The 16,322-nt window shown below is 56.9% G+C and carries 16 protein-coding genes; 13 read left to right on the top strand and 3 right to left on the bottom strand.

The features are described from left to right. Positions 1-177: 177 nt before the first annotated feature. Positions 178-1,131 (top strand): nickel/cobalt transporter, encoded by a 954-nt coding sequence (locus N5C09_RS20120; protein WP_279749745.1) that lies wholly within the window; start codon positions 178-180, stop codon positions 1,129-1,131. 33 nt (positions 1,132-1,164) lie between these two features. On the opposite strand, the gene proP is transcribed toward N5C09_RS20120, so the two are convergent. Further along, the gene (gene proP / locus N5C09_RS20115; RefSeq protein WP_063449819.1) at positions 1,165-2,667 is read right to left on the bottom strand and encodes a glycine betaine/L-proline transporter ProP; all 1,503 of its coding nucleotides are present in this window, start codon (positions 2,665-2,667) and stop codon (positions 1,165-1,167) included. A 645-nt stretch (positions 2,668-3,312) separates the two neighbouring features. Here proP and kdgT point away from each other — a divergent pair. After that, complete coding sequence (gene kdgT, locus N5C09_RS20110; protein ID WP_063865474.1) at positions 3,313-4,305, top strand: 2-keto-3-deoxygluconate transporter; 993 nt, start codon at positions 3,313-3,315, stop codon at positions 4,303-4,305. Between the two features lie 32 nt (positions 4,306-4,337). Here kdgT and N5C09_RS20105 read toward each other — a convergent pair whose 3' ends face one another. Further along, a complete protein-coding gene (locus N5C09_RS20105; protein ID WP_279749744.1) occupies positions 4,338-5,216 on the bottom strand; it encodes a diguanylate cyclase regulator RdcB family protein in 879 nt (292 codons plus the stop codon). After that, positions 5,213-7,567 carry a clamp-binding protein CrfC gene (gene crfC, locus N5C09_RS20100; protein ID WP_279749743.1) on the bottom strand — a complete coding sequence of 785 codons (2,355 nt, stop codon included), beginning with the start codon at positions 7,565-7,567 and terminating at the stop codon, positions 5,213-5,215. Before crfC ends, N5C09_RS20105 begins: the two co-directional genes overlap by 4 nt. A 589-nt stretch (positions 7,568-8,156) precedes the next feature. On the opposite strand from crfC, the gene N5C09_RS20095 reads away from it, so the two are divergent. The 11 genes from N5C09_RS20095 to phnK all read left to right on the top strand — a co-directional run bounded on the left by N5C09_RS20095 (position 8,157) and on the right by phnK (position 16,322). After that, positions 8,157-8,492 carry a zinc ribbon domain-containing protein YjdM gene (locus N5C09_RS20095; RefSeq protein ID WP_063449823.1) on the top strand — a complete coding sequence of 112 codons (336 nt, stop codon included), beginning with the start codon at positions 8,157-8,159 and terminating at the stop codon, positions 8,490-8,492. An 80-nt stretch (positions 8,493-8,572) separates the two neighbouring features. Further along, positions 8,573-9,004: a VOC family metalloprotein YjdN gene (gene yjdN / locus N5C09_RS20090; RefSeq protein ID WP_131637909.1), complete on the top strand. Its 432-nt coding sequence runs from the start codon at positions 8,573-8,575 to the stop codon at positions 9,002-9,004. Between the two features lie 173 nt (positions 9,005-9,177). Next, positions 9,178-9,966, top strand: a complete 789-nt coding sequence (gene phnC / locus N5C09_RS20085; RefSeq protein ID WP_063865479.1) for a phosphonate ABC transporter ATP-binding protein — start codon at positions 9,178-9,180, stop codon at positions 9,964-9,966. A 23-nt stretch (positions 9,967-9,989) separates the two neighbouring features. Then, positions 9,990-11,006, top strand: a complete 1,017-nt coding sequence (gene phnD, locus N5C09_RS20080) for a phosphonate ABC transporter substrate-binding protein (protein WP_279749742.1) — start codon at positions 9,990-9,992, stop codon at positions 11,004-11,006. A 102-nt stretch (positions 11,007-11,108) separates the two neighbouring features. Beyond that, positions 11,109-11,888, top strand: a complete 780-nt coding sequence (phnE, locus tag N5C09_RS20075; protein ID WP_032646912.1) for a phosphonate ABC transporter, permease protein PhnE — start codon at positions 11,109-11,111, stop codon at positions 11,886-11,888. Between the two features lie 20 nt (positions 11,889-11,908). Then, on the top strand, positions 11,909-12,634 hold the full coding sequence (phnF, locus tag N5C09_RS20070) for a phosphonate metabolism transcriptional regulator PhnF (RefSeq protein WP_063865481.1): 726 nt from the start codon (positions 11,909-11,911) through the stop codon (positions 12,632-12,634). Then, positions 12,635-13,087, top strand: coding sequence for a phosphonate C-P lyase system protein PhnG (gene phnG / locus N5C09_RS20065; RefSeq protein ID WP_063865482.1), 453 nt, complete (start codon positions 12,635-12,637; stop codon positions 13,085-13,087). Beyond that, positions 13,084-13,668: a phosphonate C-P lyase system protein PhnH gene (gene phnH, locus N5C09_RS20060; protein WP_028015210.1), complete on the top strand. Its 585-nt coding sequence runs from the start codon at positions 13,084-13,086 to the stop codon at positions 13,666-13,668. Before phnG ends, phnH begins: the two co-directional genes overlap by 4 nt. Continuing rightward, positions 13,668-14,732, top strand: coding sequence for a carbon-phosphorus lyase complex subunit PhnI (locus tag N5C09_RS20055; RefSeq protein WP_279749741.1), 1,065 nt, complete (start codon positions 13,668-13,670; stop codon positions 14,730-14,732). The genes phnH and N5C09_RS20055 overlap by 1 nt, the downstream gene beginning before the upstream one ends. Beyond that, positions 14,725-15,570, top strand: coding sequence for an alpha-D-ribose 1-methylphosphonate 5-phosphate C-P-lyase PhnJ (phnJ, locus tag N5C09_RS20050; protein WP_063449829.1), 846 nt, complete (start codon positions 14,725-14,727; stop codon positions 15,568-15,570). The genes N5C09_RS20055 and phnJ overlap by 8 nt, the downstream gene beginning before the upstream one ends. After that, on the top strand, positions 15,567-16,322 hold the full coding sequence (gene phnK / locus N5C09_RS20045; protein WP_063449830.1) for a phosphonate C-P lyase system protein PhnK: 756 nt from the start codon (positions 15,567-15,569) through the stop codon (positions 16,320-16,322). The genes phnJ and phnK overlap by 4 nt, the downstream gene beginning before the upstream one ends.

Here is a 16,322-nt window from a genome sequence, read left to right as displayed (position 1 = left end):
CCGAGCGACCGCAACAGAAAAGTTGCAAAAAAAAGACTGACTGCTGTATTCCCCAGCAAAACCCCGCCTTATACCCTTTTACGCACAGAGTTATCCACAATCCATTGACGATCCTTGTGTGATCCAGTCAATTGAACACTATACTAGCGGCAAATATTTCTCTCACGGGTCAACATCATGACGACACAGCGACTTCATCGAGACTGGCGTATACCAACCGCCGGGCTCACCGTGCTGGTGTTGCTTACGGCAGGTTTTGTTCTTTATACTCACTGGAATGCTTTTATACAGTGGTGCCTCGCCACCCAGATCGCCCTGCACCGTTATCTGGTGATGTATCTGCTGCAACTTAATAACCATCAGTACAGCGGTGGGCTGTGGTTGTTAACCGGTGCATTTCTTTATGGCGTACTCCATGCTGTTGGACCGGGGCACGGCAAATTTATCGTCGCCACGTATCTCACTACTAATAAAGAGAGCCAGCTCGCGGCGCGCGTCGTACCGTTTATCGGTAGCCTGATGCAGGGCGTCAGCGCGATCCTCTTTGTCTTTATCCTGGCGGTTGGATTGAACCTCGCGTCAGGGGATATCAGCACCAGCCGTTGGTATGTCGAGAAAATCAGCGCCGTACTGATTGCCGCCTTCGGTGCGTTTATCATCTATCAGGCGCTAAGCAGCCTGCGTCCGCGCAAAATGGCGATTAACGCCATCAAGCCGCTTCACCAGCATGATGAACGCTGTGGCTGCGGCCATCACGGCGTAGGGGTGGATCTGGCAAAAAGCGACTGGAAAACCCGTCTGGGCGTGGTGCTGGCCATTGGCGCACGCCCGTGCAGCGGGGCAATTATGATCCTGATGTTCTCGAATGCGCTCGGCATCGTTAGCTGGGGGATTGCTGCTGTGATGACAATGTCGCTGGGCACGGCGCTGTCGATTATGGGGCTATCGCTGGCGGTACGTTACGCGCGTGAACGAACAGTCGCCTGGTTTGGCGGCGGCTCTTCGCTGAACTGGATGGTGCCGATGGTCAAAATTGCCGGAGGGATTGTGCTGATCCTGTTCGCGACTGTCCTGTTCCTGACGGTGATCCCCATTAGCGCCAACGGGGATTACATCGCCGCAGGATGCTAATAAAAGAAAACCCGCCGGCGGCGGGTTTTCTTATTACTCGTTAATTCTCGGATGCTGGTCAACCAGGCGAGAACGTTTTTTCTGAAGCTCTTCAATCTCTGCGTCTATATCTTCAATCTTCTGCTCTACGTTATCGTAGTGCTCGCGCAGGATCTCCTTCGCTTCCTGAATATCAGACGCCGCAGGCGTTGCCCCTTTCAGCGGACGGTTCGCCGTCTCCTTCATGGTAATACCGGTAATCAGGCCGATCACCGCGATGACCATCAGATAGTAAGCAGGCATCATCAGGTTCTGCGTGCTCTCCACCAGTGAAGCGGCAAGCGTCGGCGTCAGGCCCGCAATCAGAACGGAGATATTAAAGGCCGCCGCCAGCGCGCTGTAGCGAATATGCGTCGGGAACATTGCCGGCAGCGTAGAAGCCATTACCCCGATGAAGCAGTTGAGGATCACCGCCAGCATCAGCAGGCCGGCGAAAATCAGCCCCAGCACGTTGCTGTTAATCAGTATAAAGGCCGGAATAGCCAGCGCGAACAGCGCGACGCTACCGAGAATGATGAATGGCTTACGGCCAAAGCGGTCACTCAGCAGGCCCATAATCGGCTGCACGAACAGCATACCCACCATGATGGCGATAATAATCAGCACGCCGTGATCTTCCGAGTAGTGCAGGTTATGCGACAGGTAGCTCGGCATGTAGGTCAGCAGCATGTAGTAGGTCACGTTGGTGGAAATCACCAGACCGATACAGGTCAGCAGGCTGCGCCAGTGTTTGGTCGCAATCTCCTTGAACGACACTTTCGGACCGTCCTGCAACCCTTCGCGGTCGCCCTGCTCCAGCTTTTCAACGTGCTGCTGGAACGCAGGCGTCTCTTCCAGAGCGTGACGCAGGTAAAGACCGATGATGCCCAGCGGCAGCGCCAGGAAGAACGGAATACGCCAGCCCCAGTCGAGGAAGTTCTGTTCACCGACGACGGTCGAGATCAGAACCACAACCCCTGCGCCCATGACGAACCCGGCAATCGAGCCAAAGTCGAGCCAGCTGCCCATAAAGCCGCGTTTCCGGTCCGGGGAATACTCGGCGACAAAAATCGATGCACCGGTATATTCGCCACCAACCGAGAAGCCCTGCGCCATCTTACAGATCAGCAGCAGGATAGGCGCCCATATACCGATGGTCGCATAGGATGGAATAAGGCCGATACAGAATGTACTTATCGACATGATGACAATGGTAATAGCCAGGATCTTCTGGCGACCATATTTATCACCCAGCATGCCGAAGAACAGGCCACCGAGAGGACGAATAAGGAAGGGAACAGAGAACGTACCCAGCGCGGCAATCATCTGCAAGCTGGGATCGGCACCGGGGAAGAACACTTTACCAAGCGCGTAGGCAACGAAGCCGTAGACACCAAAATCGAACCACTCCATCGCATTACCGAGCGAGGCCGCTGTAATCGCTTTGCGCAGTTTTGCGTCATCAATAATGGTGACATCGCGCAGCGTGATGGGTTTTACTTTTTTCCTTCTAAGCATAGCTTTCCTCGTAGACTCAGCCCCGTCCAATTTACAGCGCATTTCAGGCTGTGAACGCGAGATCCGCTCCATGCGAATCTCCTTATTCAAGCGTAGCAGGTTTACTTACATTGACGTTTTATGTCGATACAACCGAACCTGTTGACGCCTGTCAGGGCAGTTAAAGACCTTTTTACCCTACCAGCGTTTATATATGTGATCAACTTCACATATATTTTTCCTGCGCGTAAGTTGGCTTCAGGTTTTGTCAATTCACTATAAATAAGGTCATTCTCATCCCCCTTATCAAACACATCTTAACGCCCGTTATTATTCCTCTTAAAACGAAAAACAATCACATTTCTTCACACCGAATTTACACAAAATTTAATTATTAACAGTGTGGATTCCTGTTTACTTTCAATATGTGACGAAGATAACTAAAACAGTGTTTTATTTTCATTGAATCACAATTCCAAAGATCGCATGATAAATCCGAACACGATATCTCAACGGCTTTCACATGAAGGAACACGGAAAGCCTTAATGTCGCTTTACAGCATAAGTCACGAATGGATTGTTCCCCGCAAAGGTCAATTTATTGAATTTGTTGATCTATTTTTTGAGATTTCCGCCAGCCACGCGGGCGAGATGTGAGGGTTAATGATGAAGATTAAAGCAACAATAGAACGCATCCCGGGTGGGATGATGCTGGTCCCGCTGGTACTTGGTGCGATATTAAATACGCTGGCCCCGAACACCGGTGCTTATTTTGGTGGTTTTACAAAAGGTATGATTACCGGAACGGTTCCGATTCTGGCAGTCTGGTTCTTTTGTATCGGCGCGTCTATTAACTTGCGTGCAACAGGTACGGTATTACGTAAATCAGGGACGCTGGTCATTACCAAAATCGCGGTCGCCTGGGTCGTTGCCATGATCTGTGCGATGTTCATTCCGGAGAATGGCATTCAGACCGGCTTCTTCGCCGGATTATCCGTTCTGGCCATTGTCTCCGCAATGGATATGACCAACGGCGGTCTTTATGCCAGCCTGATGAATCAATATGGTACCAAAGAAGAATCGGGTGCGTTCGTGCTGATGTCCCTGGAATCGGGTCCGCTGATGACCATGTTGATTCTGGGTTCTGCCGGCCTTGCCTCTTTTGAACCACACCACTTTGTCGGGGCGATCCTGCCGTTCCTGATTGGCTTTGCGCTGGGCAATCTCGATCACGATCTGCGCGATTTCTTCAGCAAAGCCACCCCGGTACTGATCCCGTTCTTCGGCTTCGCGTTGGGCAATACCATCAACCTGAACGTAATTCTGGAAACCGGCCTGCTGGGGATTGTGCTGGGTGTTGCCGTCATCATCATCACAGGTATTCCGCTGATTATCGCAGACCGCGTCATCGGGGGCGGCAACGGAACCGCGGGCGTGGCCGCTTCTTCAGCCGCAGGCGCTGCGGTAGCCAACCCGGTGATTATCGCCCAGATTAACCCGGCCTTTGAACCGGTTGCCGCGTCCGCCACGGCCCTGGTTGCCGCCAGCGTGATTGTGACGGCGATTCTGGTCCCGATCATCACGGCGCTGTACGCCAGACGCTTTGGCCATGTGCCTGAGACCCAGGCAGAACCTAAAGCGGTAGAAATGCACCACTAAGCCGTTCGCCCCCTCCTTAAAAGAGGGGGCAATCACGCACCAAACATCTCTTCCACCATGCCATCCACCAGCCGTTTTGCCGAACAGAGTCTCGGCATGCCCAGCGCCACCGTTTGCCAGCTCTGCGTCACTGACCAGCTTACCGGATGTTTATCCGCCTGACACCAGTCCCCCAGCCAGCCCAGCATACCTTTATATTCCAGCAGGCCAGGAGAGGCGGGCGTGGACAGCCACTGATGGTAAAAATGCCGGGTCGTGGGAGAGGCATTAATCCCCTGGGCCAGATAGTTTGCGGCCATGCTGCGCAGGTTATCTTTCAGCATGGCCGCCACATCGCCATTCGCCAGACGACAGGCATCGCCAAAAGCGCCCCAGCGCAACTCTTCCAGCGCGATAAAGCAGCGGCCAGCCAGCGACCAGCCGTCATACTGCCCGGCTCGCCAGCGGGTAAAAATTTGTTCGCTGTGCTCACCCGCCTGAACTATGAGGCCGCGCTGCGCGAGCGCTTTCTCTTTATAGGCGGCACGCTGGTTGAAATGGGCGGAGAGCGCTTCGTACTGTTGCAACAATCCGGGAGACTGAGAGATGCGTGGATTAACCTGCTGGCGCAGGGCTACCAGCCTGTCGGCCATACGGGTCAGCGCAAGGTGTCCGGGGTCGAGCATACCGACCAGTTTCTCCGCCAGCCCCAGCCGTAGTGCTGCATTTTCGTTGAGCATTCCCGCCATTGCCCACGGCCGCAGCCGGGTCTGCGTAACAATCTCCTGCGTCAAACGCTCACGAAATTGCAGCTGCTGTGGCCCCAGAAGAGAGTGACGTGCAGCATCCGCCCCCTGGACCAAATCGACCATAAATTTTGGATGAATACACTCCAGCGTCCGCCCGGGACCGTCCAGTAGCCGTGTTGTCATGGTTGCTCTGCCGCGAAAAGGGTTTGAATATCATCGCGTAACAGTCGGGTATCTTCCTGAATCCACGCCGCAGTGGTCATACTTTGCTTCAACAACTGGCTAAGCGCTCGGGTTGAGTGCTCATTCTGCTGCCGCACGGCAAGGCTATCACGCAAGCTTTCCTGTAACACGGACAGGCATAACGAAAACTCCGCAAAGAACGTTGCCATACCCGCCGTAACAGAGACATCGACCTGCGCGGCCAAAGCTTTACGGATTTGATCGCAAAACTGATCGGTATGCTGCGTAAATTTGCCACGAAGCTGAGCGATGTCGATAACATATCGGGTGCGCGTCACCACGTACTCTTCCCAGCCCCAGCCGGGATGATTGAGCCAGCGCGCGACGGTATCGCGCACGCTGCCCGCTCCTGTTGGCGGAGTGGCGGGAGGGATGTCCTGCACAATGGCATCATTAAACAGGCCGCGCGTATTGAAATTAAGCTGGTTTGCCTGAAACGCCGGAAAGCTAATCCGCGCCCGAAAGCCGGCATGACTGAGTTGTTCTTTAATTCGCGTCTCGATGGGGCGCATCGCCTCATTCAGCGATCGGGCCAGCGTGGATTCCAGCTGATCGAAGCGTAACGCCAGCTCCCGGCCAATTTTGCTCTGCGCATCCAGCATAATCCGCTCGCATGACGATCGGATCTTACTCAGCACAATCTGCGCCTGCCCTTCATCGTCAAGCACCAGCTGTTGGATCGCATCCGCGTCGTCTGCACGCAAACGGGCTGGGTCGCCTCCCGCTAAATCAAGAACAGACGGGCGGCTAAAGATGTCGGCCAGCGCCTGGTGAAGCTCACCTTTCTGACGAAGCAGGAATGCATCCGCTGCGTTGAGCGCCTCTTCTACTTCATGCTGGACTTCATCGCCCACCACGCTCTGCCGCTGATGCAGCATCGCCATATCCTCTTCCAGGCGTGTAATATTCCGCTCCAGCTCATCAAAGGCGACCGTCAGTCCCTGATGGCGAAAATCCAGGTATTCTCTGGCGTTTTGTGCATAATTGAGCAGCTTATGCGAGGCCGACCGCAGCGCGAACAGCGAGGCGTTGGCGTAAGCCGCGTAAATCAATTTACGGATCGGTTGTTCGAACAGCGAATCCTCCCACAGCAGATCCGCCGCATGGCGAATATGGTCAATATCGTCCAGATCGGCCGTTCGCCAGCGACGACCCAGCGCAGCCTCGGCAAAATCCTGCACCCAGGGCTGATCCTGATGATCGGGCAGCCGCCCGTGGAAGTTCATCTCATAGCGGGCGCGGTTCGCCAGATAGGCCCACATGGACGAGACCGGATAAATTTTCCCTGGAGAGATATTTCCTTTCATCAACGTGCCGGAAATCATCGCCCGCACCTGCTCTTCATCGTCGCTGTTACGATCTTTCTGGTCGAATTTATTGACCAGGGCATAAAGCGGCACGGATTTCCCCGCCGCCGAAATTGCCTGACGAACCTCTGCATCAGAAATGGATTTTAGCTGGGTATAGTCCATCACCGCCAGCACGGCGGAGGCGCGCGCCAGCTGTTCGCTGAGCATTTTTTGCAGGTGCGGCTGACCGGCCTCGTTCGGCCCCGGCGTGTCGAGCAGCGTCAGTTGCCCCAGGTGCGCATCCAGACCGGCGAGATGCATAAACTCCACCTCAATCACCGGTATATGTTCAATCGCGGCATACTCAGAAAAAGGAAACTCCACGCCCAGCGCCTGGGAAAGCCGCACCAGATCGTTCAGGCTTTTCAGACAATGAAAGATGGGCTCCGCGCCGAGGTGGTGTTTTTCAAACGCCTCCCCTTTTTCGATGCGCTCCAGCAGCGTATTCATGTCCTTGTCGATCTCCAGCCGCCGCGCCAGCTTGCCGCGATCGTTATCGCACAACTTCTTTTGTAGCTGGGAGATCAGGGTATCAATAGGCGAAACGTGCAAAAAATGCAGCACCGGCTCCTTCTGGCCCGGCGTGTGGCGGATCAGCGTGGGAAGTGCCGTCATCGGACGATTGCGGTTCGGCAGTACTTCAGTGCCCACAATCGCATTAATGGTGGTCGATTTTCCTGCCTTCATGGTACCCACAATCGCCAGCACCATTTCGAGGCGGGTTATTTTGCGTAATTCGTTATTCAGCATCGCCTGCTGCGCGTCGACGCCCCGGGAGCTAAAATGTAATGGCAAAACGTTGTTATTAACGCCGCTCATGGCAGCGGCTGTGCTATCCAGCTTTGCGATCGGCATTGATTTTAATGAATCAAGATTGTTCAGCGCGAGCTGTAACAAACGTTCAGCTTCCTGGCTTAATTCAAATATGGTCTGTGTGTGCATGATAAAAGCCTTTCCTTAACGCAAATTTATTACTTTTATTAAGCCACATTGTTTTAATTATACTTTTCAGGCTTATATGATCACGTATGGAAAACATGTTCATTTAATACAACTAACTGAAGGTAATGAGAATTTAAATCCTGACTTGTAATACGTGTAAAACTTCCCTCTGGCCAGAAAGCCAAAAGTGAATAGACAAAACGCATTTTCAGGAAACATCAGGATATATCATCGTTATTTACCCACCAAAAAAGAGAGGTATTCCCTGACGCCAAAAGATGTATGGCCTCAGAGAGGGAGATAAATAACGGCTTGTTCCTTCACCTTATCCGAAATGGCCCAGCGTAGCAATTTGCTGTAATAAAATATTCGATATATTTAACATCCCTTCGCTCTCTGCCGTTCAGGGCATACGCTTCTTTTTATTCACTGACGGTACGCGTCATCTCTGGCGCGCTGGCGCACTATTTTCCTTAAACAATATCACCGACAAAAGTGGGGATTTGCGTTATACTCGCTGCCTTTTTCGGCACACTGCCGTCATTTAGCTGGCATTTTCCAGCGTGTTAACACTTTTGAGGATACCAACATGCAACTTCCCCACTGCCCGAAATGCAATTCTGAATATACCTATGAAGACAACGGCATGTTCGTTTGCCCGGAATGCGCTCATGAATGGAACGATGCGGAGCCAGAGCAGGACAGCGATACGCCGATCGTAAAAGACGCGAACGGCAACCTGCTGGCAGACGGCGACAGCGTTACCGTTGTGAAAGATCTGAAGGTAAAAGGCAGCTCCTCCATGCTGAAGATCGGCACTAAAGTCAAAAATATCCGTCTGGTTGAAGGCGATCATAATATTGACTGCAAAATTGACGGCTTCGGTCCGATGAAACTGAAATCTGAGTTCGTGAAAAAGAACTGATTTACCCGCCCGGTGACGCTTCGCTTACCGGGCGTTCGGGAACTACACTTAACGGGCTTTTCCTACGTGAGGTAAAGATTATGCCGTTAAGTCCCTACATCTCTTTCGCCGGCAACTGTGCGGAGGCCACCGCCTTCTATCAGCAGGCCGTCGGCGCAGAACTCCTCTACAAAATCACCTTCGGCGAAATGCCTAAAGACGAAAACAGCGAAGAAGGCTGTCCGTCAGGCATGCAGTTCCCGGATTCCGCCATCGCCCACTCTAACGTCCGCATCGCGGGCAGCGATATTATGATGAGCGACGGGATACCGCCTGGCAGCAGCGCGCAATACGCGGGTTTCACGCTGGTGCTCGACACCCAGGATGTGTCGGAAGGCAAGCGCTGGTTCGACAACCTTGCCGACGGCGGGAATATCGAAATGGCCTGGCAGGAAACCTTCTGGGCGCACGGTTTCGGTACTGTGACCGATAAATACGGCGTGCCGTGGATGATTAACGTCGTTAAATCGTAGGCCGGATAAGCGCAGCGCATCCGGCAACAGCGTCCGGTGGCGCTGCGCTGACCGGGCCTACGGTAATTGTCATCAAATCCCCCTCAACTCTTCAACTTTCCGCAACCGAGACTTAACCCAAATGTCATATTGATGCGCCAGCATGAGGCCACATTTATCGTGAGGCCCAGCACATGCACACTGTCATCCGCGTCGAGAAACTGAGCAAAACCTTCAATCACAACAAGGCGCTGCATGCCGTTGATCTGACCGTCCAGCAGGGCGAAATGGTAGCGCTGCTGGGGCCGTCCGGTTCAGGAAAATCTACCCTTCTGCGCCACTTAAGCGGCCTTATCACCTGCGACAAAACACCGGAAAGCCGCGTCGAGCTGCTGGGTAACACCGTGCAGCATGCGGGCCGTCTGGCGAGCGATATTCGCAAAAGCCGCGCCCAGACGGGCTACATCTTTCAGCAGTTCAATCTGGTGAACCGCCTGACGGTGCTCGAGAACGTGCTGATTGGCGCGCTCGGCAGCACCCCGTTCTGGCGTACCTGCCTGCGCTGGTTCTCCCCTTCCCAGAAACAAGAAGCCTTACAGGCGCTGACTCGCGTCGGCATGGCGCATTTCGCCCACCAGCGCGTGTCCACGCTGTCCGGCGGGCAGCAGCAGCGCGTCGCCATCGCCCGCGCCCTGATGCAGAAAGCCAAAATCATTCTGGCCGATGAGCCCATCGCCTCGCTGGACCCGGAGTCGGCCCGCATCGTGATGGAAACCCTGCGCGACATCAACCAGAACGACGGCATCACCGTGGTGGTGACACTGCATCAGGTGGATTACGCCCTGCGCTACTGCGAGCGCATCGTCGCCCTGCGTCAGGGCCACGTGTTCTTCGATGGCGCCAGCCACCAGTTTGATAACGAACGTTTTGATCATCTCTACCGCAGCGTAAACCGCGTCGAAGAACGCGCGCAGGCTGCTTAACGCCCCGATAACGAGGAATGGAAATGAACTACAAAGCCGTTGCCGCGCTGGCCTTCACCAGCATGTTCAGCATCAGCACCCTGTTAAGCCCGGCGTACGCCGAAGAGCAGGAAAAAGCGTTGAACTTTGGCATCATTTCAACGGAATCACAGCAAAACCTGAAGCCGCAGTGGGAACCGTTCCTGATAGATATGGAAACCAAACTGGGGATCAAAGTGAACGCCTTCTTCGCCCCGGACTACGCGGGCATCATTCAGGGAATGCGCTTCAACAAAGTGGACATCGCGTGGTACGGCAACCTCTCTGCCATGGAAGCGGTGGACCGCGCCAACGGCCAGGTCTTTGCCCAGACCGTTGCGGCAGATGGCTCCCCAGGCTACTGGAGCGTGCTGATCGTGAACAAAGACAGCCCGATCAACACCCTCAACGACATGATCGCCAAACGCAAAGAGCTGACCTTTGGTAACGGCGATCCGAATTCCACCTCCGGCTTCCTCGTCCCTGGCTACTACGTCTTCGCGAAAAACAACATCTCCGCCAGCGACTTCAAGCGCACGGTCAACGCCGGCCACGAAACCAACGCCCTGGCCGTAGCGAACAAGCAGGTAGACGTTGCGACTAACAACACCGAAAACCTCGACAAGCTGAAGACCTCTGCGCCGGACAAGCTGAAAGCGCTGAAGGTGATCTGGAAATCACCGCTGATCCCGGGCGACCCGATCGTGTGGCGTAAAAACCTCTCCGAAAGCACCAAGGACAAGGTCTACGACTTCTTTATGAACTACGGCAAAACGCCGGAAGAGAAAGCAGTGCTGGCGCGCCTGGGCTGGGCACCGTTCCGCGCGTCCAGCGATTTGCAGCTGGTGCCGATTCGCCAGCTGGCGCTGTTCAAACAGATGCAGGGCGTGAAGGACAACAAAGGGCTCAAGGAAGAAGAGAAAACCAGCAAGGTCTCTGAGCTTCAGGCGCAGCTGGACGATCTCGACCGCCTGACCGCCGCGCTCGGCGCAATGACCAGCGTGAATAAAGCGGTGCAGTAACGCTTTTCGCCCGGTGGCGCTGCGCTTACCGGGCCTACATTTTGGATCGTAGGCCGGATAAGCGTCGCGCTATCCGGCACACAAAGACCCACGGAGTCAAACATGCAAACCATCACCCTCCCGCCGCCGAAGCGCAGCTGGTTCTCGCTTATAAGCTGGGCCATTCTGCTGGCGGTGCTGGTTATCTCCTGGAAAGGCGCAGAGATGGATCCGCTGCTGCTCTTCAAAGATTCCGGCAATATGGCGACCTTCGCCGCCGACTTCTTCCCGCCGGACTTCAGCCAGTGGCAGGACTACCTCGGTGAAATGGCGATCACCCTGCAAATCGCCGTCTGGGGCACCGCCCTCGCCGTCATTCTCTCCATTCCCTTCGGCCTGATGAGCGCCGAGAACATCGTGCCGTGGTGGGTATACCAGCCGATGCGCCGCCTGATGGACGCCTGTCGCGCCATCAACGAAATGGTCTTTGCGATGCTGTTCGTGGTGGCCGTCGGTCTGGGGCCGTTCGCGGGCGTGATGGCGCTGTTCATCCACACCACCGGCGTGCTCTCCAAGCTGCTCTCGGAAGCGGTTGAAGCCATCGAGCCCGGCCCGGTGGAAGGCATCCGCGCAACCGGCGCCAACAAAATCGAAGAGATCCTCTACGGCGTCCTGCCGCAGGTGATGCCGCTGCTCATCTCCTACTCGCTGTACCGCTTCGAGTCCAACGTCCGCTCCGCCACCGTGGTCGGCATGGTGGGCGCAGGCGGGATTGGTGTCACGCTGTGGGAAGCGATTCGCGGTTTCCAGTTCCAGCAAACCTGCGCCCTGATGGTACTTATCATCGTCACCGTCAGCCTGCTGGATTTCCTCTCTCAACGCTTGCGTAAGCACTTCATCTGATAAGCGAGGCTTTGATTGGTATGCACTTATCCAGACATCCGACCAGTTACCCCACCCGCTGGCAAGAGATTGCGGCCAGGCTCGAAGTGGAGCTGCGCACGCATTACCGCTGCGGTGACTACCTGCCCGCCGAGCAGCAGCTTGCCGACCGCTACGAAGTGAACCGCCACACCCTGCGCCGCGCCATTGACCAACTGGTCGAGCGCGGCTGGGTCCAGCGCCGTCAGGGCGTCGGCGTGCTGGTGCTGATGCGCCCGTTTGACTACCCGCTCAACGCCCAGGCGCGCTTTAGCCAGAACCTGCTCGATCAGGGCAGCCATCCCACCAGCGAAAAGCTGCTTTCGGTCCTGCGACCGGCCTCCCGCCACGTGGCGGACGCGCTCGGGATTCAGGAGGGTGACAATGTCGTACACCTGCGCACGTTGCGCCGGGTCAACGGCGTGGCGGTCTGCCAGATTGACCATTACTTCGCGGACCTCACCCTCTGGCCCGTGCTGCAACATTTCGCCAGCGGTTCCCTGCATGATTTTCTTCAGGACGCGACCGGCATTGCGCTCAAGCGCACCCAGACGCGCATCAGCGCCCGCCGTGCACAGGCGAAAGAGAGCAAGGTGCTCGAAATTCCCAATATGGCCCCGCTGCTCTGCGTGCGCACCCTCAACCACCGTGACGGCGAGGTCAACGCAACGGAATACTCCGTCAGCCTGACCCGCGCCGACATGATTGAATTCACCATGGAGCACTGAATGCACTTCGACACCTCCACTCGTCAGCGCTGGATGCGCGTGCTGGCCCACAGCCAGCCTGCTGCGCTGGCCGCCCGCATGAACGCTCTCGGCCTGACGCCGGACTACGACACGATCCGCGCGCCGGAGATCGGCCTGGTGCAGATCCAGGCACGCATGGGCGGCACCGGCGAGCGCTTCTTCGCTGGCGATGCCACTCTCACCCGCGCGGTGATCCGCCTTAACAGCGGCACGCTGGGTTACAGCTACGTACTTGGGCGCGACAAAACGCACGCCGAGCGCTGCGCGGTGATCGACGCGCTTTTACAGGAACACCCGCATTTCCAGACGTTAATGGAAACCCTTATTGCCCCGCTGGAAGCTGACCGCGCCGCACGTCTTGCCGCGCGTCAGGCCGAAGTGAACACCAGCCGGGTCGACTTCTTTACGCTCGTTCGCGGAGACAACGCATGACGCTTCAACCTGCCTTTACCCTGGCCGTCCAGGATGCCCAACAGAGTTTCCGTCGCCTGCTGAAGGCCATGAGCGAGCCGGGCGTGATCGTCTCCCTGCACCAGCTTTCGCAGGGCTGGCTGCCGCTCAACCTCGCCTCTACCAGCGTGCTGCTGACGCTGGCGGACAACGACACCCCGGTATGGCTGTCAGGCGCATTGCTGAACGATATCGCCAGCCAGAACCTGCGCTTTCACACCAGCGCGCCGCTGGTCGAGCAGCCCCAGCAGGCGGTCTTTGCCGTGGCCGACGAACAGATCAGCCATGAACAGCTTAACGCCCTGAGCGAAGGCAGTGCCGTCGCACCGGAAACCAGCGCCACGCTGATCCTGCAAGTTTCCAGCCTGAGCGGTGGCCGCATGCTTCGCCTGACGGGCGCAGGCATCGCCGACGAGCGGATGGTCGCGCCCCAGCTGCCGGAGTGCATCATCCATGAGCTGACCGAGCGTCCGCACCCGTTCCCGCTCGGCATTGACCTGATCCTGACCTGCGGCGAACGCCTGCTGGCGATCCCGCGGACCACTCACGTGGAGGTGTGCTGATGTACGTTGCCGTCAAAGGGGGGGAAAAGGCGATCGCCGCCGCCCATGCCTTACAGGAGCACAGACGCCGGGGGGATGACGCGCTTCCCGAACTCAGCGTCGCCCAGATTGAACAGCAGTTAAATTTGGCCGTCGACCGCGTAATGACCGAAGGCGGCATCGCGGACCGCGAGCTGGCGGCGCTGGCGCTGAAACAGGCCAGCGGCGATAACGTGGAAGCTATCTTTCTGCTGCGCGCCTACCGCACTACGCTGGCGAAGCTGGCGGTGAGCGAGCCGGTGAACACGGCGGAAATGCGTTTAGAGCGCCGCATTTCAGCGGTGTACAAAGACATTCCCGGCGGCCAGCTCCTTGGCCCGACCTACGACTACACCCATCGTCTGCTGGACTTCACGCTGCTGGCGAACGGTGAAGCCCCTCAGCTCAAAGCCTCTGACGCTGAACAAGACGCCTCTCCGCACGTTTTTAGCCTGCTGGCAAACCAGGGGCTGGCGAAGGCGGAGGAGGACACCGGCAGCACACCGGATGACATCACCCGCACGCCGCCGGTCTACCCGTGCTCACGCTCGTCCCGCCTGCAACAGCTGATGCGCGGCGACGAAGGGTATCTGCTGGCGCTGGCCTACTCCACACAGCGTGGGTACGGGCGCAACCACCCGTTCGCGGCAGAGATCCGCAGCGGCTATCTCGACATCGACATTGTGCCCGAAGAGCTGGGTTTTGCGGTGAACATCGGCGAACTGCTGATGACCGAATGTGAAATGGTCAACGGTTTTGTCGCGCCAGACAATGAAGATCCGCACTTTACCCGCGGCTATGGGCTGGTGTACGGCCTGAGCGAGCGTAAGGCGATGGCGATGGCGCTGGTTGACCGTGCGCTCCAGGCGCCGGACTACGGCGAGCCAGTCTCCGGCCCGGCACAGGACGAAGAGTTCGTGCTGGCCCACGCGGATAACGTTGAGGCCGCAGGCTTTGTCTCGCACCTCAAGCTGCCGCACTACGTCGATTTCCAGGCCGAACTGGAACTGCTGAAACGCCTGCAACGGGAGCGCGCCAATGGCTAACTTAAGCGGCTACAACTTTGCCTATCTGGATGAGCAAACGAAACGCATGATCCGCCGCGCCATTCTTAAAGCAGTGGCGATCCCCGGCTATCAGGTGCCGTTTGGTGGCCGTGAAATGCCGATGCCGTACGGCTGGGGCACCGGCGGCATTCAGATCACCGCCAGCGTGATTGGCGAAGCGGACGTGCTGAAGGTCATCGATCAGGGGGCAGACGACACCACCAACGCCGTGTCGATCCGCCACTTCTTTAAGCGCGTAACGGGCGTCAACACCACAGAGAAAACCGAGGATGCGACGCTGATCCAGACCCGCCACCGCATCCCGGAAACCCCGCTGACGGAAGATCAGATTTTGATTTTTCAGGTGCCGATCCCGGAGCCGCTGCGCTTTATCGAGCCGCGGGAAACCGAAACCCGCACCATGCATGCCCTGGAAGAGTACGGAATCATGCAGGTCAAACTGTATGAAGACATCGCCCGCTTCGGCCATATCGCCACCACCTACGCCTACCCGGTGAAGGTGAACGGCCGCTACGTGATGGACCCGTCGCCGATCCCGAAATTCGATAACCCGAAGATGGACATGATGCCTGCCCTGCAACTCTTTGGTGCCGGACGTGAAAAACGCATTTACGCCGTACCGCCGTATACGCGTGTCGAAAGCCTGGATTTTGACGATCACCCATTTACGGTGCAGGAGTGGGACGAGCCGTGCGCCATCTGCGGTTCCAAACACAGTTATCTGGATGAAGTGGTGCTGGACGACACGGGCAAACGAATGTTTGTCTGCTCCGACACCGATTACTGCCGCCAACAGAGCGAGGCGAACGGCCAATGAAACCGCTGCTTTCGGTTAATAACCTGACTCACCTTTATGCGCCGGGCAAAGGCTTCAGCGACGTGTCGTTTGAGCTGTGGCCGGGCGAAGTGCTGGGCATTGTCGGCGAGTCCGGCTCCGGTAAAACCACCCTGCTGAAGTCTATCTCCGCGCGCCTGACGCCGCAGAACGGCGACATTCTGTATGAAGGCAAATCCCTGTACGCCATGAGCGAGGCCGAGCGCCGCCGCCTGCTGCGCACCGAGTGGGGCGTGGTGCATCAGCATCCGATGGACGGCCTGCGCCGTCAGGTGTCGGCGGGAGGCAATATCGGCGAACGCCTGATGGCCACCGGCGCGCGCCACTACGGCAACATCCGCGCCACCGCGCAGCGCTGGCTGGAGGAGGTGGAGATCCCCGCCTCGCGCATCGACGACCTGCCAACGACCTTCTCCGGCGGCATGCAGCAGCGCTTGCAGATTGCCCGCAATCTGGTCACCCATCCGAAGCTGGTGTTTATGGATGAACCGACCGGCGGGCTGGACGTCTCCGTGCAGGCGCGCCTGCTCGACCTGCTGCGCGGCCTGGTGGTGGAGCTGAACCTGGCGGTGGTGATTGTCACCCACGATCTGGGCGTTGCGCGCCTGCTGGCGGACCGTCTGCTGGTAATGAAGCAGGGCCAGGTGGTGGAAAGTGGGCTGACCGACCGCGTGCTCGACGATCCACATCATCCGTACACCCAACTGCTGGTGTCGTCGGTGTTGCAGAACTGA

It is taken from the genome of Enterobacter sp. GD03975 (assembly GCF_029838645.1).
Lineage (GTDB): Bacteria > Pseudomonadota > Gammaproteobacteria > Enterobacterales > Enterobacteriaceae > Enterobacter > Enterobacter quasihormaechei.
Note: the sequence above shows the minus strand (reverse complement) of the source record. Positions and strands in the feature narration are given on the sequence as shown.